Genomic DNA, 20,319 nt, shown 5'->3' on the forward strand with positions numbered 1-20,319 from the left:
AATCCGCCGTAAACACGAGGAAGAGGAACATCTCGCGTCGCGCGGAAGTGTTGGAGCGCCGGATTGCCGGAGCGCCAATCGTCCGGCCGCACGCGAGGCACATTGTTCGGCCTATCGGGAGGATTCATGCAGACACGCCTTGGGCTCGCGGCCGCGCTGCTCGTGCTCTGCGGCCTGGGCATCCGCCCGGTGTGCGGGCAGATCGCACCGCAATCCGCCAACCGCGCGGCGGCCAACGCGCCGCTCGATCTCGCCGCAATGCAGCGCGCCGTGGATGGCGCGAGCGAACCCGCGTCGCGCTGGAACGGCCCCCGGTCCGGGCCGGCGGCGGTGCCCGGCGCGACGATTGCCATCATCAGCGAGGACTTGCGCAACGGCGGCGTGCTGGGCGTCGCCAAAGGCATCAAGGAAGCCGCCAACGCGATGGGCTGGAACACGCGCGTATACGACGCACACGGCACCGCGGCGGGCCGCAGCAAGGCCGTTGCCGCAGCGCTCGCCTTGCAGCCGGACGGCGCGATTCTGGTCGGCGTGGACGCCGCAGAGATGCAAACTGACTTGCTGCCGTTCGCCGCGCGCCGCATTCCGCTCGTCGGCTGGCATGTCGGCCCCGTGGCGGGCGCGATGGCGAACGGTCCAGTGGCGATGAACGTGTCGACGAATCCGCTCGACGTCGCGCGGATCACGGCCATGGCCGCCGTGATCCAGTCCGGCGGGCGCGCGGGCGTCGTCGTGTTGACCGACGGAAACTTTCAGATCGCGAGAGCCAAGACCGAGGCGATGCTCGACGTGATTCGCGCGTGCCGCGATTGCCGCCTGCTCGCGGTGCGCGACGTCGCGATATCGAAGAGCGCCGAGCAGATGCCCGCGCTCACCGACGAACTTGCCGCGCAGTACGGCAAACGCTGGAACTACGCGCTTGCCATCAACGACATCTACTTCGACTACGCCGCGCCCGCGCTCACGCGCGCCGGCGGCCAGAACCACAGCGTGAGCATGCTGTCCGCCGGTGACGGAAGCGCAGCGGCTTTTCTGCGCATTCAGGCAGGCACTTTCCAGACCGGCACCGTCGCGGAGCCGCTCAATTTGCAGGGCTGGCAACTGGTCGACGAACTGAACCGCCTGCTCGCGCATCAGCCGGTAACGGGCTATGTGTCGCCGGTTCATCTGGTGACGGCGGCGAACATCCGGTTCGACGGCGGATTGCAGGGGCAGTTCGATCCCGGCAACGGCTATCGCAACGTCTACCGCGGCATCTGGAAGCGATGACCGCCATGACCCCCATGACCCATCTAACCGCGCCGACGAATTCACCGGGAGCCCGCGCATGCGCCTCGCCGCGACACGCCTGAAGCTGTTGCCGCGCTCGTTGCGCTGGCAGTTCACGCTGGCCACGGTCGTGCTCGCCTTGCTGATCGCGACGGGCGGCCTGACCGCCGTCTACACGCTGCGCGTGGCGACGCACGAGACGCGCGTGCTGGCCACCGGCGAACTCACGCGCATGCAGGCCGCTGATACTTTGGTGCAGCACACCTTGCTGATCGAGCGCGAATCGGCACGGCTCGCGGGCGCCGATTCGCTCGATGCGATGCGCGCGAGCTATGCCGACATCGTGCGGCAGCTGGAAATCTTCGACCGTCTGTCGGACAGACTCGCCGCCGCCAACGACGACGTGAGCGTGCTCGACCTTCCTCAGGCAAGCCAGTTGTTTCGCAACACGGTGAACATCGTCGCGCAGTTGCGCGAGAGCGATCTGCGTGCAGCCCTTGCTCACGCGTCGAACCCGGCAAGCGCGAGCGCCGCGGCCGCGCAAGGCGATCCGGCTAGCCGCGCGTCGCGCGAGACCTTCAGCGAAGGCTTGCGTCAGCAGGCAAGCGCGATGGTGGCGTCGGCGCAGCTTCAATCGGACCGATGCACCGAGGAATTTCAACAGGCCGTGCAACGGCTCGCCGATACCTCCGCGCGCAACGAGCGCTGGATTACGGGCCTCGTTGCCGTGAGCCTGCTGTTCGCGTGGCTCGTCGCGCATGCGTTTCTCGGCAAACATGTGCTCGCGCGGCTCGAAGTGGTCAGCAGCAATCTGCGCAGCGGCGATGCGGTGCGCGGACAGGACGCGTCGCGTGTCGCGCAGGGCCGCGACGAGATCGGCGAAATGGCGCGCGCCGTCGAGCAGTTCCAGGCCGACCGGCGCGAACTCGCCCGCGCCTATGCCGCGCTGCGTGAAGAAAAGGCGCGTCAGGAGGCGCTCATCAACGAACTCGCGCAGGCGCACAGCCAGTTGCTGCAGTCGGAGAAGCTCGCCTCGATTGGTCAGCTCGCGGCGGGCGTCGCGCATGAAATCAATAATCCCGTGGGCTTCGTGAATGCCAACCTCGGCACGCTGCAACGCTATGTCGCGGATCTGTTGACCGCGCTTGCCGCCTACGAGCGCACGGAGGCCGAGCTGATTGCGGAATCGCGGGCGACGTTGGCCGCATTGAAGCGCGAGATCGACATCGATTATCTGCGCACCGACATACCGGCGCTGCTCTCCGAATCCGTGGAAGGCCTGCAGCGGGTCAAGCGCATCGTCCAGGGCCTGAAGGACTTCTCGCATGTCGACAAGGCGGAGAAGCAGTGGGCCAATCTGGAGAGCAATCTGGATACGACGATCAACATCGTCTGGAACGAGTTGAAATACAAGGCGGAGCTCAAGCGCGAGTTCGGCGCGATTCCCGAGCTCGAATGCATTCCGTCGCAGCTCAATCAGGTCTTCATGAATCTGCTGATGAACGCCGCGCAATCCATCGAGGGGCACGGCCATATCACCGTGCGCACCGGCCACGACGACACCAGCGTGTGGGTCGAGGTGGAGGACACCGGGCAGGGCATCAGGCCGGAACATCGCGACCGCATCTTCGATCCGTTCTTCACGACGAAGCCGGTCGGCACGGGCACCGGGCTCGGCCTGTCGATCTCGTATGGCATCGTCAGGAAGCAGGGCGGGCGCATCGAGGTGCGCTCGGAAGTCGGCCAGGGCTCGACTTTCAGAGTCGTGCTGCCGAAGGGCGCCGAAGAGGCGCTCGCGGCAAGCGGCGCATAGCGCTCAGATGGACGCGATCAGCGCCTCGCAGCCCGCGAGACGGTTCGCGCCTTCCACGAGCGGCTGGCCGTCGCGGCCAGGCACCGTCGACAACAGCACAGTGCCCGCAGGCGACTGCACCTCGGCATCCGCTCGACCCATGTTCAGCGCAATGAAAAAGCGCTGATTACGGCAGTGGCGCTCGTAAGTCAGCACGTCGCCAGAAGCGGCGACATGTTCGATCGAACCTTGCACGAGGGCCGCATTGTTGCGCCGCAACGTGAGGAGCCGCCGATACAGCGACAGCATGCTCGACGCGTCGCCGTCCTGCGCCTGCACGCTCGTGTGGGTCGCCGTCGGTAACCATGACCTGCCGGTTGTAAAACCGGCATTGGGCAGCGACGCGTCCCATTGCATCGGCGTGCGCTCCGGATCGCGCCCCTGGCCGATGCCGGGCTGGCGCAGTTCCGCCGGGTCCTGCACCTCGCCGGGCGGAATCACGCCATCCGTCATACCGATCTCGTCGCCGTAATAGAGCGTGGGTGTGCCGCGCAGCGTCAGCAACAGCACGGCGGCCACCCGCGCCTGCGCGGCGCCCACGCGCGAGGCGACGCGCCGATTGTCGTGATTGCCGAGCACCCAGTTCGGCCACGCGTGGGCGGGCAGCGCGCTGTCGTAATCGCGGATCATGCGCGCGATTTCCCCGGCATTCCACGGCGCGTTCAGCAACTGGAAATTGAACGGCATGTCCGCGCCGTCGCCGTTGACGCCGTAGTACCGGACGAGTTGCGCGACCGGCAGATAGATTTCGCCGATCAGCACGCGCTCGCCGTATTCGTCGAGCGTCGCGCGCATCGAGCGCACGATGTCGTGCACTTCGGGCTGGTCCTCGGTATAGGTCTGCAATTGCCGGTGATGATCGGGCTCGCCTGGCTGATAGGCCGGGTTGGGCGGGTTGTCGCGGAACTGCGCGTCCTTGATGAGCAGCCACAGCACGTCGACCCGAAAGCCGTCTACGCCTCGTTCGAGCCAGAAGCGCAGCACGTCGTCCATTGCGCGGCGCACGTGCGGGTTGCGCCAGTTCAGATCCGGCTGTTCGCGCAAAAACGCGTGGTAGTAGTACTGGCCGGTATGCGCGTCCCATTCCCACGCGGACCCGCCCATGCGGCTCAGCCAGTTGTTGGGCGGCCCGCCGCCGGGCGCCGGATCGCGCCACAGGTACCAGTCGCGCTTCGGATTGTCGCGCGACGAGCGGCTTTCCACGAACCACGGATGCCTGTCCGACGAATGGTTCGGCACGAAGTCGAGCAGCACCTTGAGCCTCAGTTCGTGGGCCCGGTCCACGAATTGCTTGAACTCGGCGAGGCTGCCGAACATCGGGTCGATGTTGCAGTAATCGGCAACGTCGTAGCCGAAGTCGGCCATGGGCGACGGGTAGATCGGGGAAACCCACACTGCGTCGACGCCCAGATCGGCGAGATACGAAAGACGCGAGGTCATGCCCGCGAGATCGCCGATGCCGTCGCCGTTGCTGTCCTGAAACGAGCGCGGATAGATCTGGTAGATCACGCCGCGTTGCCACCATGCCAGTTCCGACATTGCAAGTCCTCTCAACGATCGATTGTTATGGCGCGAAGCGCGGATCGCATGCTCAATGATCTCTGGTACAAGAACGCCATTGTCTATTGCCTTTCGGTAGGCACGTTCATGGACGCGAACGGCGACGGCGTGGGCGACTTCAAGGGCCTGCTGCGCCGCCTCGACTATCTGCAAGGGCTCGGCGTGACGACGATCTGGCTGATGCCGTTCCAGCCCTCGCCCAGCCGCGACAATGGCTACGACATCTCCGACTATTACAACGTCGATCCGAAATACGGCACGCTCGGCGACTTCTCCGAATTCACGCATGCATGCCGCGAGCGCGGCCTGCGCGTGATGATCGACCTCGTGGTCAATCACACGTCCGATCAGCACCCGTGGTTCAGGGAAGCACGCAGCGATCCTGACTCGCCGTATCGCGACTGGTATGTGTGGTCCGACAGGCAGCCGCCGAATGCGAAAGACGGCGTGGTGTTTCCCGGCGTGCAGAAGTCGACATGGACGTTCGACAAGGAAGCGAAGCGCTGGTATTTCCATCGCTTCTACGAATTCCAGCCCGATCTGAACACCGCGAATCCGTATGTGCAAGCCGAACTGCTGAAGATCATGGGCTTCTGGATCCAGCTCGGCGTGTCGGGATTCCGCATGGACGCCGTGCCCTTCGTGATCGCGACGAAAGGCCCGCAGGTGCGCAAACCCGTCGAGCAATACGACATGCTGCGCGCGTTTCGCGAGTTCCTGCAGTGGCGCCAGGGCGACGCGATCATCCTCGCCGAGGCCAACGTGCTGCCGAATACGGACCTCGAATATTTCGGCGACGAAGGCGAGCGTCTGCAGATGATGTTCAATTTCCAGCTCAACCAGAACACGTTCTACACGCTCGCAACCGGCGACACCGCGCCGTTGAAGAAGGCGCTGACGGCCACGCGGCCGCGTCCGCCGACCGCGCAGTGGGGCGTCTTTCTGCGCAATCACGACGAGCTCGACCTCGGCCGCCTGACGCCGGAACAACGCGCGGCCGTGTTCGCCGCGTTCGCGCCCGATCCAGACATGCAGCTCTACGAGCGCGGCATCCGCCGCCGGCTCGCGCCGATGCTCGCGGGCGACCGCCGCCGTCTGGAGCTGGCCTACAGCCTGATGCTGACCTTGCCCGGCACGCCGGTGTTCCGTTACGGCGATGAAATCGGCATGGGCGACGACCTGCGCCTGCCCGAGCGCGAATGCGCGCGCACGCCGATGCAATGGTCCGCCGAACCGCAGGGCGGCTTCACCAAGCACCCCAAGCCGCCGTGCCGCGTGATAACGGGCGGCGCTTATGGTTTCGAGCGCATCAATGTGGCGGGGCAGCGGCGCGATCCGAACTCCTTGCTGAACTGGATGGAGCGGATGATCCGCATGCGCCGCGAGGTGCCGGAAATCAGCTGGGGCGACTTCCACGTGCTGCGCGCCTCGCGCGACGACGTGCTCGCGCTTCGTTATGACTGGCGCAACAACTCGGTGCTCTGCCTGCATAACTTCGGCGCCGAGGCCTGCACCGTGAAATTCCGCTCGGGCTGCACGGAGCCGGGCCAGAACCGGCTCATCAACCTGCTCTCCGACGATCACAGCGAGGAGAGCGACGACGGCCGCCATGCAGTCGTGCTCGAGCCTTACGGCTACCGCTGGTATCGGGTGGGCGGGCTCGATTATCTGCTCAGACGCAGCGAGATTTAGACACGTTCACGGAGCCACACGATGCGAGACCCAGGCGATGAATGAGCTTCACACCGTATCCGCCAAGGCGCGTCGCGGCGCCATGACCGCGCTCCTTCCGTTGCTCTTGCTGAGCCTTGCGGCATGCGCGTCGACGCCCGAGGATATCGGCGACACCGGTTTGGGCCCGCACCCCGAATTGCCGGCACCGCACACGTCGCTGCTGCCCACCATCCATATTGCGCCCGTGCAGACGCGCGCGAACCCGGCCACGCCGAGCGCGCCGCAAGGTTTTACCGTGAGCGCGTTCGCGAGCGGGCTCGAGCATCCGCGCTGGCTATATGCGTTGCCGAACGGCGATCTGCTGGTCGCCGAGAGCAATGCGCCCGAGCCGCACGACGAGCACGGCGGCATTGTCGGCTGGGTTCGCAAGCAGGTGATGAAATTCGTCATGAAGCGAGCGGGCGCCGGCGTGCCGAGCCCCGACCGGATCGTGCTGCTGCGCGGCGCGGGCGGCACGGCGCAAAGCCGCAGCGTGTTCATCTCTGGGCTTCACTCGCCGTTCGGCATGGCGGCGGTCGGCGACTCGCTCTACGTCGCGGATACCGACGCGCTCCTGCGCTTTCCGTATCATCCCGGCGACACGCAGATCGCGGCGCCCGGCGAGAAGGTCGCCGATCTGCCCGCGGGACCGATCAATCATCACTGGACCAAGAATGTCCTGGCGAGCCGCGACGGAGAGCGGCTCTATGTGACGGTCGGCTCGAACAGCAACGCCGGGGAAAACGGCGTCGAGGCCGAAGAAGGCCGCGCGCTGATTCTCGAATTCACGCTCGCGACAGGCCGCTCGCGCGTGTTCGCCTCGGGCCTGCGCAATCCGAACGGCATGGACTGGCAGCCCGACAGCGGCGCGTTGTGGGCGGCGGTCAACGAGCGCGACGAACTGGGCGATAACCTCGTGCCCGACTACATGACGGCGGTGAAAGACGGCGGCTTCTACGGCTTCCCCTTCAGCTACTACGGCCAGCATGTGGATACCCGCGTGAAGCCGCAGCAGCCCGACAAGGTGGCCAGCGCGCTCACGCCGGACTACGCGCTCGGTAATCACACCGCGTCGCTCGGACTCGCGTTCTACACCGGCAGGAGTTTTCCGCAGCATTACTGGGGCGGCGCGTTTGTGGGTCAGCACGGCTCGTGGAACCGCAAGGAACTGAGTGGCTACAAGGTCATTTTCGTGCCGTTCTCGAACGGGCTGCCCGAGAAGCTGCCGGAGACTTTTCTGAGCGGCTTCCTGAGTGCGGATGGCCACGCGCTCGGGCGGCCCGTCGGCGTCGCGCTCGACAAGGCGGGCGCGCTGTATGTCGCCGACGACGTGGGCAACGTCGTCTGGAAAGTCGTCTATACCTGCCCGTGACGACGCGATCGCTGCGCGTTGCGGCTCACGTGAGCTCGCGCTGGCGTGGCCGCGCCGAATTGCCAGGTAAAATACCCGCCACGACCCACGGCGGGCAAAGCTCGCTCCCCGCCAGCTCACTTTGAATCACGAGGCGTTCATGTCCATGGAAACAGACACCGTCACCGACGAACGGGTGGCTCAAATAGCGGACCGCATGACCGGCGAAGGCAAGAAGGTTTCCGCGCTGGCGATCTGGGCAGAAGTCCGCAGCGGTTCGATTGTCGCCGTGTCCGCGGCCGTGGAGCGCTGGCGGCAGGCGCGGCAGCCCGCGTCGGGGCAAGCGCTGGCGCCGGTCATGACGAGCTTGCCGGACGACGTCGCGCAAACCATGCTGAGCGCCGCCGGCACGCTGTGGGCGAGCGCGCGCGAGGAAGCCGAGCGCGTCGTCAACCAGCGTCTTGCGCTGGCGGGCGGCCACGCGGAGGCGATCGCCGCCGAGCGCGACGAGGCGCTTGCCGAGTATCAGAACACGCTCGCCGAAGCGGAGCTGGCCCGCGAGCGTGTCGCGACCCTCACCAACGCGCTCAGTATTTCGGAAGACGCCGTGAATCGCCTCGCGACCGAACTGTCGGGCCTGCGTGAGCGGGCCAAGGCCGCCGAAGACCGCGTCGCCGAGCTCGAAAGCCGCGAGGCCGATATCGAGAGTCGCGCCGCGGCAGCCGAGGCGCGTGTCGTGCAAACCGAGGAACGCGAAGCCGCCGCCGAGGCGCGCATTGCACAGGCCGAGGAGCGCGCCGTGGCCGCCGAGGCGCGCCTCGCGCAAGCCGGCGAACAGGCCGCGGACGCCGAGCGGCGCATCCGTGAGGCAGAGGAGCGGGCTTCCGCGGCAGAGGCGCGCCTCGCGCAAGCGGACGAGCGGGCCGCAGACGCCGAGGCGCGCCTTGCCCACGCCGACGAGCGCGCTACGACTGCCGAAGCGCGCGTGGCGGAGGCCGAGCAACGGGCATCGGCTGCCGAAGCCCGTCTGCAAGCGGCTGAAACGTCCCTCGTCGAAGAACGTCAGGCACGCGAGGCCTTGAGCACTGCGGCCATGGCCCGCGACGAAGAGATCGCCCGCCTCACCGAGGAACGCGACGCCGCGCACCAAAAGGCCGCCACCCTCGGCGAAGCCGGCGAAGCGCACGCCCGCGAAGTGCAACGCTGGGCGGAGGAATCGAGTGCGGCGTCGTCGCGTGCAGAAGACGCCGCGCTGCAGGCGAGCGAAAGCCTCGCACAGCTCGCCGCCTTGCAGACACAGCTCGACCATGCACACGCGGAGCTGTCGGCGCAGCGTGAGGCGCATGCCGCTCGCGGCGACGAAGCCGCGGCGCAGCGCGCCGAAGTGGAGCGCGTGCAGCAGGAGCTTGCCGCCGCGCGCGAACAGCTTGCAGCCATGAGCGAAGCCAACACGGCGGCGACCGCCGAGACGGCCCGGCTCGCGCAGGACGCGTCGGCTGCGGCAAGCCGTGCGGAGGCGGCCGAACAGCGCGCCGCGGCGCTCGAGCAGCGGCTCGCCGAGCTGGAAGCGGCCCACGCGCAGGCTCAGCAGCAGAGCGCGTCGACGGATACGCCCTCGCCGGATCACGAGTCGAAGGAAGCGGTGATGGCCGAGGAAATCGATTCGCTGCGCCGCCAGCTGGCGAGCCAGGCCAAGGCGCACGAGAAGGCCTACGGCGAGCTGCGCACGCTGGCCGAGCAGTGGATCGCGCATGCGAAGGAACTCAAGCAGCGGCTTGGCGCGACCCATCAGAAAGTGACCTTCCTCGACGCCCGCAGCGCGGCCGAGGTCGCGCTGCTGCGCAGGCTCTCGTCGGAACTGGAGCGGCTCAAGCCCGACCACGATCTCGTTTCGCGCGACGCGCAGCAGAAGCTCATCAGCGCGACGCTCGCGGAACGTCTCGAGCAGAAGGGCTACCGCTACGATCCGGCCACCGCGGTGATGTCGAAAATCGAGGCTTGAGCGCGTGCGGGGCGGACGCCCCCGCGCGGCTATAACGGTTTGGGCGGCGAGCCCGCGTCGTCGACGCTATGACTGCCCGCGCCCGGCGGCGAGATGGTGTCGCGCAATTGCGTCTCTTTGGGGTCCTTCGGCACGACCTTGTCGGCGTCGGCTTCGTCGGTGGCGTCGAGCTGATTGCCGCCCGGCGTGCGCGGCGTGCCGGGCGCAGGCGAAGGAATCGGCTGCGGTTGAGCCGGCCCGGGCCCCGACAGACCTTCTTTCGAGGGCGTGGACGGCGAGGGCGGTGCAGCAGGCTCGTTGGTGGAAGTAGGGTCTTGCTGCGCGGTCATGGGTCATCTCCTGGCTGAGGTCGATTGCAAACGGCATCTGCATGCAATGTCTATCGCGAGCGCAGCACGCGCCGTTCCATCGAGCCTGACGAGCCGCAACGCCCGGTTTCCAGATCCCGCCTTCACCGCCACACGCGCGCCACCAGCGGCAGATGATCCGACGCAATGCGCGCCGGCCCGCTTCTGTCCACCTGAATATCCACGAGCCGCGCGGCCGGATGCACCCACACGCGGTCCAGCGCGAACGCCGGAAAGCGCGACGGAAACGTGCGCGGCGCAGCCACCCGGCCAAAGCGCGTAAGCAGCGCCCGCAGCGGCCATCCCCAGACGAACCACTCGTTCAGATCGCCGAGCAGGATCACCGGCAGATCCGGCGTATCGAACGCTTCGAGCAGCAGCCGCACCTGGGCGCGGCGTTCGCGTGCCGACAGTCCGAGGTGCGTCGCGACGATCCGCATGAGCCCGTTGCCGGTGTCGATATCCACGTCGAGCGCGCCGCGCGCCTCGCGGCTGCCGAACGACAGGTCCAGCGTGCGCACCGCGCGCACCGGCAGATTGGTCAGCACCGCGTTGCCGAAGCGCCGGTCCGGGCCGTCGAGCGTCGGGCCGGGCACCGCGTGCATGCCGGTCAGATCCTGCAATTCGCGCAGCACGTCGATGCTCGCGGCGCCGCCGAGCGGCACCTCCTGCAGCGCGACGACATCCGCATTCAATGCCGTGATGACCTCTGCAATGCGTGCCGCCGAGCGCCGCCCGTCCGTGCCGACCGCGCCGTGAATGTTGTAGGTGACGATGCGCAACGGCTCGCCCGTATGGCTCGCGTGCGCCGGGCGCGTGTGCACGCGCGGCGCGGGTTGCGCTTCTTCGAGGGTCGGGGTTTCGTTGGCGCGTCCGCTCATTGCCGCCTCATCAGCATGCGCCGCAACACGAGCGACATGGAGACGAGCGCCACGCCGATTGCGGCCACCAGCAGCAACGAAAGCGGCGTCGGATGTCTGACCGCCGTCACCAACTGGCGCGCGAACGAGGTCGCGAGCACGACGCCCGGCGCCATGCCGATGGCCGTGCCCGCCATGAAGTCCCAGAAGCGGATATGCGAGGCGCCCGCCGCCAGATTGACGATCGAAAACGGCGCGACCGGCACGAGCCGCAACAGAATCACCGCGACGAGCCCTTTGCTGCGCAGCCGTTCGCTCAACTGGTTCAGACGCGCGCCGGCCAGTTCGCGCACGGCGTCGCGGCCGAGCCAGGCGCCCGCCGCCCAGCCCGCCGCGGCCGCGATCAGCGTGCCGGCAAGCGCGTAGGCCGCGCCGGCTATGGCGCCGAACACGAGGCCCGTCACCGCGATCAGCAAGGTCACCGGCACCGAGAGCAGGGCGGCGAGCGCGTACATCGCGACCACGGCGAGCGGGCCGAAATGCGTGGCGGCGAGCCGTTGCGTCTCCGTGGTCAGCTTCGCGAAGCTCAGTTCGTGGCCGAACGGCGTGAAGCGCCACGCAATGGTCAGCGCGACGACGCCGAGCGCGAGCGCGCCGAGCACGAGCAATTTGGCGACGACCGGCCGATGCGTCGGCTCCGGCAGGAACTGCGCGAGCAGTTCGTTGGCGGCAATCGGCGCTTCGGGATCAAGCACATGAACCCGGTCGGCAATGTCGCGCAGTTCGGGCGGCACCTCCGGCGTCAGGGGTTCGAGCGTGCGTGCCGTCTCGCCTTTGGCGGTCTTGATGCTGGCGATTGCCGCGTTGAGCCGGCCATGTTGCGCCAGCGCGTCTGCGACTGCCGCTTCGCTCGAATCGAGATGTTCCGCGAGCAGGCGGTTGCGGATGCGGGCAATCGCCGCCTCGCGCTGCGGATCGCCGCGCGCGTCGATCGTCATGCAGCATTCCGAGTCGAGCACCATCGAACGATTGTTGAGGTTCGCGCTGCCGATCACGAGCAGGCGCTCGTCGACGATCATGATCTTGCTGTGCACGTTGATGAAGCGGCCCTTCGACGCATCGAGGGCCGGCGCGTACATCGCGTAACGGCCGTTGCCGTCCGCCGCTTTCAGCAGCTTGTGCAGACGGGCGCGCAGCACGCCCATTGTCGCCTCCTGCAGCCAGCCGCTCTGCCGGTACGGGCAGACCACGGCGAGGTCGGGGCCGTCCTGTTCCGCGATGCGCTTTTGCAGTGCCGAGCCCACCGAATTCGCGGTGAAGTACTGGTTCTCGATGTAGATGTTGCGGCGCGCGGCGGCCACGGCGGCCAGATGCAGCGCCTTGACCTGCTGGATGGCCGGCCGGCCGTCGTAGGCGGGCTCGGTGAGCGAAACGCCGAGATCCACATCGCTGAAATCCGGCTCGATATCGGACGGCCACAAGTCCGTGCGCGGCGGCGGCTTGCCGTTGAACGGCCGGCCGGCCTTGCCGCTGCGCCGCGAGCGGCGCCAGCGCTCGCGAGCCAGGTGCGCGAGGGCGGCGGCGGCCGGACCGTCGAACATCAACTGGGCGTCGTGCATCGGCTGATAGCTGGTTTTGCCGAGATTTTTGCGCAGCGGATCGTCGGGCCGATGCTCGGGCGTGTCCCAGCGCGAACCCGTCAGGTCGATGCCGCCGGTGAACGCGAGACTGTCGTCGATCACGACGATTTTCTGGTGATGCGACGCCCCGAGCGGATGCCGTCCGTCGAGCCGGAACCACAGCCGCCGGTGCGCGTGCCATGCCGGCTTGTACGAAGGCAGCCATTCGCGCTCGAACGCGTACAGCATGGCGAAATCCCAGCCGAGCAGGTAGATGCGCAACTGCGGATTGTCGTCCAGCACCGCGCACAGGAATTCGGAAAGTTTCGGCGGATAGCCGTCGTCGACGCCGCCGGGAACGAGTTCGATGCGGCTGTCGATGTCCCAGCCCAGGATGAAGATGGAATGCCGCGCGCGCGGAATCATCTTGCGCAGTACTGCGTAATACGCGGCGGCGTCGATCAGCACGCTGGCCCGGTGCGCTTTCAGGATCCATTCGCAGGTGGAGCGGGTGTCCAGCACCTCGCCGTTGGGGACGGCGGGCGGCGCGTCGGCGGTGTCGCGCGACGGCGGATCGAGCAATTCGGATTGCATCGGCACAGGGTCATTCATGGCGATTCGTTCGGCAGTCAATGGCAATGGGCATGCAAGTGGCATTCCAAGGCGGGCGCGCCGAGCGTAGCCGCCTGCGAACCGCCGCGGTTCTCGCATCGGAAAGCGGGGAGCCATGTGTATTTGCTCTACAGCCGTTGAAATTTTTCGCAGACGTATGGCCTCTATCGTCAGAGGTTTTGGTTCCAGGAAGTGACTGAGTGGCGCTTCAGAACGCAGGCGGCGGGCGGCAGTGACCTCAAGGCGTGAGACGAACGCGGCACAGGTTATGCGAAATGCCACGCATGCAGCTTTTCCAACCGGCAAGGAGACGAATATGGCCCAGCATCCCGCCCGCTCGCAGAACCACCGGCATCCCGACGAACCGCGTCTGGAGGACATCGCACGCGCGCTCGAAGGCGCCCAGTTCCCGACCACGCGCGACAAGCTGGTCGAATTCGCGCAACGCCGCGGCGCGGACGGCGAAGTGCTCGCGGTGCTCAAACGCATGGGCGACCGCAATTTCGACAGCGTGTCGGCGGTGGTTCGCGAGGCGTCGAACGTCGAATAACGCGGGCGTCGCTGTGGCGACGATGCGCCACGCGTGCAAACATACTTTTCCTACCCGACATCGAGCCTTCCCGGACGCGGTTCGCGCTATGCCGCGGGGCGTCCGGTTCCCTCACGAGAGCGGCACATCGCCGGCGTTGAGCAGTAGCGCGACCGTGCCGACGAGAATGAAACTCAGCGCCCACACGGCGTCCAGGTTGAACCAGCTGCGCGACACGAACCGCAGGCCCAGGTACCGGTAGACGAGCCACGCGATGACTCCACCTGCGAGTACCATCGCGACGGCATGCACGCCGGAGACGACGAGCGCCATGCCGAGCCGCGACTGTATGAGCGTCTGCGCGGCCTCGTGCGCACGGTCCAGATCGCCTGCACGGCACAGGCCGAGGTAGATCGGCACGAGCATCAGACCCGCGCCGTGGGCGAGCGCGATCGCGAACGACCACAGCGCGAGCCGCGACGGCGCAATGCGCGCGAGCACGCGCGGATGGCGCCGCGCGACCAGCAGCACGACGCCGAAGCCGATCACGAGCACGCTCGCGCCCGTCTGAAGCGCGTGTTGCCAGGCGAGCAGCGCGCCGAGCATCGCAAACGGCAGCATCATCAGGAAGATGGCCAGCACATGACCGGCGGCGAGCCAGAATAGCGCGCTGAAAAGGGCGGACGCCTTCCTTTGCATCAGCGCGTTAGAGACGGCGAGCGGCCATCCCATCGCCGGATTGACGCCGTGGTAACAACCGCTCGCGGCCACCGCGAGCCACAGGCCGCCCTGCGCCCAGCCTGTGCTCAAACGCCCACCGACGGGTAGCAGAACGAGTCCGTCGAGCAGTCGCCGCCCTCCAGACGGATCTGGTGCGCGCGGTAGCCCTCGGGAAATTTCACCCAGAAATCGTCCGCGAGCGCGAGACCGCCTGCCGGATCGGCATGCGCCATGACCTGGGCGGCGGGCACGCCGTTCGGGTAGAACTGGTTGTCCCACGTCGAGTAGAGCGAGTTGGTCCAGTAGACCCGCTTGCCGTCGCGGCTGATCTCGACCATCTGCGGGCCGCCCGCGAAGGTTTCGCCGTTCGGATGCGGCGTGCGCCGCACGATGCCGCCAAGATGCACCGAGCCCGTGAGCTTCGGCTTGCGCGGTTCCGTCACGTCGTATTGACGCATTTCGCCGGTGCCCCAGCAGGCGACGTAGAGGAAGCGGTCGTCGATGGACAGATCGATGTCCGTGACGAGCGGCGGCACCGCGCCGAAGCCTTGCAGAAGCGGCGGCAGCGCGGCAGGGTCCGCGGGCTCGGGCGGAATGGTCGCCGTCTTCTCGATATGGAACTGACCGCCTTCGCGCCACCACGTCCAGATCGAGCCTTCGAGGTTGGTCGTGTCCACCACCACGCCGATAAAGCCGTACTCGCGGCTCGGGTCGTGCGCGGGCCGCACTTCGAGCGCCATCTGATGATTCGCGCCGAGATCGATGGTCTGCACGTTGCGGCGGGCGCGCAGATCCCAGAAGTGCACGGCGTGCCCGTAGCGGTTCGCGAGCAGATCCTCGGGCACGATGCCGTTTTCGAACTGCGGCGGCAGCGCCCATTCGCTCGACACCATGTAGTCGCGCGGCAGGTTCCACCAGAAGTCATAGTGCTTCTGCTGCAGACCGCGGTCGATTTCCCAGCGGCCGAGCACCTCGAACGTTTCGCAGTCCATGATGAAAATGCCGGGCGGCCCGTCGGTGCCGTCCGGCCCGGCGCCACCGAGCGTGCTCACGTAAATGCCCTCCGGCCCGCAATGCACGGTATGCGGACGCGAATAGCCGGTTTTGCGGAAGATTTCCTCGGGCTCGATGATCTTGTGAATCTTCGCCTGGGTCGGATGCGGCTTCGTGTCGACAATGTAGATGCGCGACGAGCGCATGCCCGGAATGATCAGATAGCGCCGTTCGAGAAAGGCGTGCCCGGTGAGCGGCGAGAGCGCCGACGAGCAGGCGTTCCAGCCGAAATGATGGAACTCGTCGCCCGTGTTCGGCACCGGCAAGGTGTGGACCACCTGGCTATAGGTCGGCGAGCCGGGTTTCACGTCGATGACGGCGAGCGCGTCCGGTTGCGCGAAGTCGGGGCTCAGCAGCAGCGTGTACCCGTAGTCTTCCGCGGGCGCGTCCATCGCAAGCCGGGGCGACGCGTGGAAGGTCGGATCGGGGCGCATACCCATGACGGTGTCTCCTTCTGTCTGGCTCGGGGCGCGGCCGGGGCGGCTTCGCGCGTTGAACAACGCGTTGCACGCGTTGAATGCGCTCGGCGCGCCCCGGCTTTAGATGTAGTCCACGGTTCCCGGGAGAGCAACCCTGACTTTTGCCGGGTTATCCGTTGAACCGGGTGGCACGCGGTTGTGGTGGGGTCGCGGAGTGGTTGCGGTGCGGTTATCGCCTGCCGTCTGCTGCTCAGGCGAGGTTCGGCGGTCCGGCTCTCAGCACGTCGACGTGTTTCGGAATCAGACCGAGGTCGAGGAACGCATCCGCGATCTGCTGCTGCTCGCCGAGAATGGCGCGCGTGATGCGCTCGGTGCCGAACTGCTGGCGCGCCACGACGGCGTCCACCACCGGCTTGGGCAGGCCCCACAGTTGCGCGAGCTCGCTCGCCAGCTGGTCCTTGTTGCGGCTGCCCCATTGGTCGATTTTTTCGATTTCCTCGACCACGATGCGGATCACGTCGGGATTCTTCGCCAGATAGCTCTGCGACGAGAAGTAGTACCCGCGATTGCCCACCACGCCGCTCGCATCCGCCAGCACGCGCGCGCCGAGCGATTTTTGCGCGGCGGCAAAGAACGGGTCCCAGATCACCCATGCGTCGATGGAGGCACGCTCGAACGCCGCGCGCGCGTCGGCGGGCGCGAGGAAGGCCACGTTCACGTCCGCGTATTGCAGGCCGTGCTGCCGCAGCAGCTTGACAAGGAAGTAGTGGACGTTGCTGCCGCGGTTGAGCGCGATCTTCCTGCCTTTCAGGTCCGCGACCGAGCGGATCGGCGAGCCCGGCGGCACGAGCACGGCTTCGGATTGCGGACGCGGAACCGTCGCTGCGACATAGGCAAGCGGCGCGCCGGCAGCCTGCGCGAAGATGGGCGGCGCTTCGCCGACATCGCCGAAATCGATCGAACCGACATTGAGCGCCTCCAACTGCACCGGACCGGCGGCGAACTCCGTCCAGCTGACCGATACATTGAGCGGCGCGAGGCGCTTTTCGAGCGTGCCGCGCCCTTTCAGCAGATTCAGACAGCCCTTCTGATTGCCGATGCGCAGCGATCGTGGCGTGCCTTGCGAGGGCGCTTGCGCAAATGCGAGCGGCGAAACGAGCGGCGACACGGCGACGGATGCGGCGGCCGCAGCGGCGCCCACTGAGCGTTTGATGAATGAGCGGCGGGGGTTCGGTGTTTTTGTCGTGGACATGGCGGGCCAAAGGTTGGAGATGCGTCGTCCGAGCCATCGTACCTGCGGGTGCGCGCTGAACGAACCGATGTTTCGCCGTAAGCAAATCGCGGTGGGTGGAATAGACACAGGAGGGCCGCGCAAGTCACGCGCAAGCGCCGGGCAAGAGCTGCGCAAGACCCGCCCAAGACCGGAGCAGGACCGGAGCAATACCCCCCAAGACCCACGCCCGCTTCGCACGGCAGCGCTACGGTTCGCGCGCATCGTGCCTCGCGTAGGGCCCCGCGTGCATGATAGGAGCCCCGATTCGCAACACGCGTTCTCATGGCAAAGCCGTTTCTTTCCACCCTCCGCCTGGGTCGCCGGGGCGGCCGGCGAGGCGTCGATCCGCGCGCGACGGCGCGTGTGCATGCGTCGAGCGTGGCGCTCGCCGTGGCTTTCGCAGCGAGCGCCCCGGCCCCCGCGCAGGCGAACTGTTTCGACGATGCCGCCGCCTATCAGCACGTCAATCCGCTGATTCTGCGTGCGATCGCCTGGCAGGAATCGCGCAACCAGCCGGGCGCGACGCATCTCAACGCGAACGGCTCGACCGATTACGGTGTCATGCAGATCAACTCGATTCATCTCGGCGCGCTGTCGCGCTACGGCATTACGCGCGATGAACTGATGGCGCCGTGCAAGAACATCTACATCGCCGCGTGGCAGTTGCGTCGGCAGATCGTGAAGTACGGCAACACCTGGGCGGCGGTGGGCGCCTACCATTCGGCGACGCCCGCGTTGCGCGACCGCTACACGCGGCAGATCGCAGCGATCCTGCGCGCCTGGAACGTGCTGCCCGACGGGCGGAACACCGCGGCGGGCATCGAGCGGGTGTCCGCTTCAAGGAATGCGCAACGCTGAGCGCAGCGTGCGCGCGGCGTCGCGGTGCGCGAGCGCGGCTTCGGGAATCATGCCGCCCATCGAGAAGAAGCCGTGAATCATGCCCGGATAGAAGACGACGCTGGCCTCGTTGCCGAAGCTGCGCAGCTTGTCGACATAGCGGGCGTGCTCGTCCTGGAGCGGATCGTATTGTGCCGAGACAATCCACGCGGGCGCGAGCCGGCTCCAGTCGCGCGGCGCGTCGCGCTCGCCGTCGAGCGGCGCAAAGCGCCAGTCGCGGCGGTCGTCCGCGGTGGCGAGGTAATGCCGCTGGATCCAGCGGATGATATCGAGCGACAGAAAATAGCCGTCGCCATAGCGGCGATGCGCTTCGGTGTCCATGGCCGCCGACAGCGCCGGATAGACGAGCAGTTGCAGCGCGAGGCCGATCCCGCTGTCGCGCGCGTGCACCGCACAGACGGCGGCGAGCGTCGCGCCCGAGCTTTCGCCGCCCACGGCGAGGCGGCTGCCGTCGATGGCCAGCGACGCCGCGTTGCGATGCAGCCAGTGGAGGGCGTCGAGTGCGTCGTGAACTGCATGCGGGAAGCGATATTCCGGGGCAAGCCGATAGCCCACCGAAACGACCGCGCAACCGGCTTCATCGGCGAGCGTGCGGCATAGCGCGTCGGCGGTCGCGACGCTGCCGACCACATAGCCGCCCGAGTGAAAGAAGAGCAGCGCGGGTTGCGGGTCCGCCCAGCACGGCGGCGCGGGATAGTAGAGGCGCGCGTGCAACTGGGCGTGGTCGCGCGTGTCGATCGTCAGGTCTTCGACGGCTGCGAGCGCGCGCGGCGGCACGTCGCCAAGCGGTGTGTAGTAGTCGAAGCGTTGCCGCGCGTGGTGCAGATCGATCGCATCGAGTGTCTGGGCGCCCGCGCCGGCGCGTCGCGCGAGAAACTGCTGCACGCTAGGGGCAAGCGACATGGCGTCCTCCGATGGGGTTGACTTCCGCTCCAGCGTAAAAATCGGTCCATGCAGGAAGCTTGCAGCCGCGAAGCGAGTGGCGGCGCTGCGAAGAGCAGGCGTTGGACGCAGGCAACGGATCCCTGCGCCCCTGCCCCGGAGAACACTCAACGAGCGCCCGCGTTCGCGGCCAACAGCATGCTCATCGCGAAGCGTCATTGTCCGTTTGCATCGGCTGCGGGCGGCAAGGCGCGCGGGCGGCGCGGGCCCGCGCCGTTGTCCTCGCTGACGACCTGCCATCCCGCCGGCGGCAAAGCCGGCCGGGGCGGCGCCGGCGGGCGCACAACGGGCTGCGCCCAATTCGCAGGCTGCTGCTGCGCCCATCCCGCGCCCGCGGGGGGTTGCGCAGGCGCAGCGGGATAACCTCCGGCTTGCGCGGCGAACGCCGGCCCCCCTCCCGATTGCGGTGATGCCGCATGCGGCGCTTGCCACGAATAAGGCTGCGCGTCGGAAGCCGGCGAGCCGTGCGGCGCCGCACCGGCTTGCCAACCGGGCGGGCCGTAGTAGGCCGGCCCATGAAACGGCGGCCGGCCGGGCATGCCGGAATAGGGCGCCTGCGGTCCGCCTTGCCACGGCTGGGCAAACGGGCCGGGTTGCTGCCCATACTGCGCCCAACGGGAGGCGAACTGGCCCGCGCCGCGGCTGCCGCGAAACAGCAACATGCCCACGAGGCCCATTTCGGCAATCGAACTGAGGCCGAACAGCGCGCTCATCGCACCGAACGACATACCGCCGCCCATCATGCCGAGCGATAGCACCGACGGTAACGCCATCAGGCCGGCCACCAGCGCCCAACGCTTCCCGGCGCCGTTGCCTTGCTGCTGCTGGACGAAGCCTTGCGCGGGGCCTTGATAGTTCGGCGTGCCCGGCGGATAGGGTGGGTAAGGTGGATGGGATGGATAGGGTGGATGAGGGGGACGTGGCGGATAAGCCGCGTGCGGCTGGCCTGCCGCGGCGTAAGCCTGTGGTCCCGAGGCGCCGGCATGGGGCCCCCTGGCGGCGCCGGGTGTCCCCTGCCCAACACCGCCGCCACCCGCGCCCCATCGCACGCGCTGCGCGCCGCCCGCAGCCGGACCGCTTGCGGCGCCCGGCAGGCCGTCGATCGTCGGGTTCGAGCCCGCCTGCGACTGACCGCCGCCCCAGCGCTCTGCACCCGGCTGCGGGTTGGCGTCGTCGGGGCCCTGCGCACCATTTTGTCCATAGCCGATGCGAGGATCGCGAAACGGCGAACTACCGCCAACCGGCGTCGACATGATTCCTCCTGTGCCGTGGAACGGCTCAATCTGCCTGTTTCCGCCGAT

The 20,319-nt window shown here is 67.4% G+C and carries 16 protein-coding genes; 7 read left to right on the plus strand and 9 right to left on the minus strand.

The window, feature by feature from the left end:
- The first annotated feature begins 126 nt into the window (after positions 1 to 126).
- Positions 127 to 1,269, plus strand: a complete 1,143-nt coding sequence (locus ACEN8U_RS07740; RefSeq protein ID WP_310107773.1) for a substrate-binding domain-containing protein — start codon at positions 127 to 129, stop codon at positions 1,267 to 1,269.
- A gap of 58 nt (positions 1,270 to 1,327) precedes the next feature.
- Positions 1,328 to 3,082, plus strand: a complete 1,755-nt coding sequence (locus tag ACEN8U_RS07745; protein WP_310107775.1) for an ATP-binding protein — start codon at positions 1,328 to 1,330, stop codon at positions 3,080 to 3,082.
- Between the two features lie 3 nt (positions 3,083 to 3,085).
- Here ACEN8U_RS07745 and ACEN8U_RS07750 read toward each other — a convergent pair whose 3' ends face one another.
- Positions 3,086 to 4,660, minus strand: a complete 1,575-nt coding sequence (locus ACEN8U_RS07750) for an alpha-amylase family glycosyl hydrolase (RefSeq protein WP_310107777.1) — start codon at positions 4,658 to 4,660, stop codon at positions 3,086 to 3,088.
- 48 nt (positions 4,661 to 4,708) lie between these two features.
- Between ACEN8U_RS07750 and ACEN8U_RS07755 the strand changes: the two genes are divergently transcribed.
- The 3 genes from ACEN8U_RS07755 to ACEN8U_RS07765 all read left to right on the plus strand — a co-directional run bounded on the left by ACEN8U_RS07755 (position 4,709) and on the right by ACEN8U_RS07765 (position 9,747).
- Positions 4,709 to 6,373 (plus strand): alpha-amylase family protein, encoded by a 1,665-nt coding sequence (locus ACEN8U_RS07755; protein WP_310107779.1) that lies wholly within the window; start codon positions 4,709 to 4,711, stop codon positions 6,371 to 6,373.
- 37 nt (positions 6,374 to 6,410) lie between these two features.
- A complete protein-coding gene (locus ACEN8U_RS07760) occupies positions 6,411 to 7,766 on the plus strand; it encodes a sorbosone dehydrogenase family protein (protein ID WP_310107781.1) in 1,356 nt (451 codons plus the stop codon).
- Between the two features lie 139 nt (positions 7,767 to 7,905).
- Positions 7,906 to 9,747 (plus strand): DNA-binding protein, encoded by a 1,842-nt coding sequence (locus ACEN8U_RS07765; protein WP_310107783.1) that lies wholly within the window; start codon positions 7,906 to 7,908, stop codon positions 9,745 to 9,747.
- Between the two features lie 29 nt (positions 9,748 to 9,776).
- Here ACEN8U_RS07765 and ACEN8U_RS07770 read toward each other — a convergent pair whose 3' ends face one another.
- The 3 genes from ACEN8U_RS07770 to ACEN8U_RS07780 form a co-directional block, all read right to left on the minus strand.
- On the minus strand, positions 9,777 to 10,076 hold the full coding sequence (locus ACEN8U_RS07770; protein WP_310107785.1) for a hypothetical protein: 300 nt from the start codon (positions 10,074 to 10,076) through the stop codon (positions 9,777 to 9,779).
- A gap of 122 nt (positions 10,077 to 10,198) precedes the next feature.
- Positions 10,199 to 10,975, minus strand: coding sequence for an endonuclease/exonuclease/phosphatase family protein (locus tag ACEN8U_RS07775; protein ID WP_310107787.1), 777 nt, complete (start codon positions 10,973 to 10,975; stop codon positions 10,199 to 10,201).
- Positions 10,972 to 13,185, minus strand: coding sequence for a VTT domain-containing protein (locus ACEN8U_RS07780; protein ID WP_310107789.1), 2,214 nt, complete (start codon positions 13,183 to 13,185; stop codon positions 10,972 to 10,974). The genes ACEN8U_RS07775 and ACEN8U_RS07780 overlap by 4 nt, the downstream gene beginning before the upstream one ends.
- A 316-nt stretch (positions 13,186 to 13,501) precedes the next feature.
- Between ACEN8U_RS07780 and ACEN8U_RS07785 the strand changes: the two genes are divergently transcribed.
- Complete coding sequence (locus ACEN8U_RS07785; RefSeq protein ID WP_013592514.1) at positions 13,502 to 13,735, plus strand: DUF2795 domain-containing protein; 234 nt, start codon at positions 13,502 to 13,504, stop codon at positions 13,733 to 13,735.
- Positions 13,736 to 13,846: 111 nt separating this feature from the next.
- Here the strand turns inward: ACEN8U_RS07785 and ACEN8U_RS07790 are convergent, their stop codons facing one another.
- The 3 genes from ACEN8U_RS07790 to ACEN8U_RS07800 form a co-directional block, all read right to left on the minus strand.
- The gene (locus ACEN8U_RS07790; RefSeq protein WP_310107791.1) at positions 13,847 to 14,524 is read right to left on the minus strand and encodes a hypothetical protein; all 678 of its coding nucleotides are present in this window, start codon (positions 14,522 to 14,524) and stop codon (positions 13,847 to 13,849) included.
- On the minus strand, positions 14,521 to 15,927 hold the full coding sequence (locus ACEN8U_RS07795) for a selenium-binding protein SBP56-related protein (RefSeq protein ID WP_310107793.1): 1,407 nt from the start codon (positions 15,925 to 15,927) through the stop codon (positions 14,521 to 14,523). The genes ACEN8U_RS07790 and ACEN8U_RS07795 overlap by 4 nt, the downstream gene beginning before the upstream one ends.
- 229 nt (positions 15,928 to 16,156) lie before the next feature.
- Positions 16,157 to 17,158 carry a sulfonate ABC transporter substrate-binding protein gene (locus ACEN8U_RS07800; RefSeq protein WP_310107795.1) on the minus strand — a complete coding sequence of 334 codons (1,002 nt, stop codon included), beginning with the start codon at positions 17,156 to 17,158 and terminating at the stop codon, positions 16,157 to 16,159.
- A 303-nt stretch (positions 17,159 to 17,461) separates the two neighbouring features.
- Between ACEN8U_RS07800 and ACEN8U_RS07805 the strand changes: the two genes are divergently transcribed.
- Positions 17,462 to 18,037, plus strand: a complete 576-nt coding sequence (locus tag ACEN8U_RS07805; protein ID WP_310107797.1) for a lytic transglycosylase domain-containing protein — start codon at positions 17,462 to 17,464, stop codon at positions 18,035 to 18,037.
- On the opposite strand, the gene ACEN8U_RS07810 is transcribed toward ACEN8U_RS07805, so the two are convergent.
- Positions 18,017 to 18,979, minus strand: a complete 963-nt coding sequence (locus ACEN8U_RS07810; RefSeq protein WP_310107799.1) for an alpha/beta hydrolase — start codon at positions 18,977 to 18,979, stop codon at positions 18,017 to 18,019. The genes ACEN8U_RS07805 and ACEN8U_RS07810 overlap by 21 nt on opposite strands.
- A gap of 194 nt (positions 18,980 to 19,173) precedes the next feature.
- Positions 19,174 to 20,271: a hypothetical protein gene (locus tag ACEN8U_RS07815; protein ID WP_310107801.1), complete on the minus strand. Its 1,098-nt coding sequence runs from the start codon at positions 20,269 to 20,271 to the stop codon at positions 19,174 to 19,176.
- Positions 20,272 to 20,319: the final 48 nt, after the last annotated feature.

Source organism: Paraburkholderia phenoliruptrix, from assembly GCF_047325075.1.
Lineage (GTDB): Bacteria > Pseudomonadota > Gammaproteobacteria > Burkholderiales > Burkholderiaceae > Paraburkholderia > Paraburkholderia phenoliruptrix.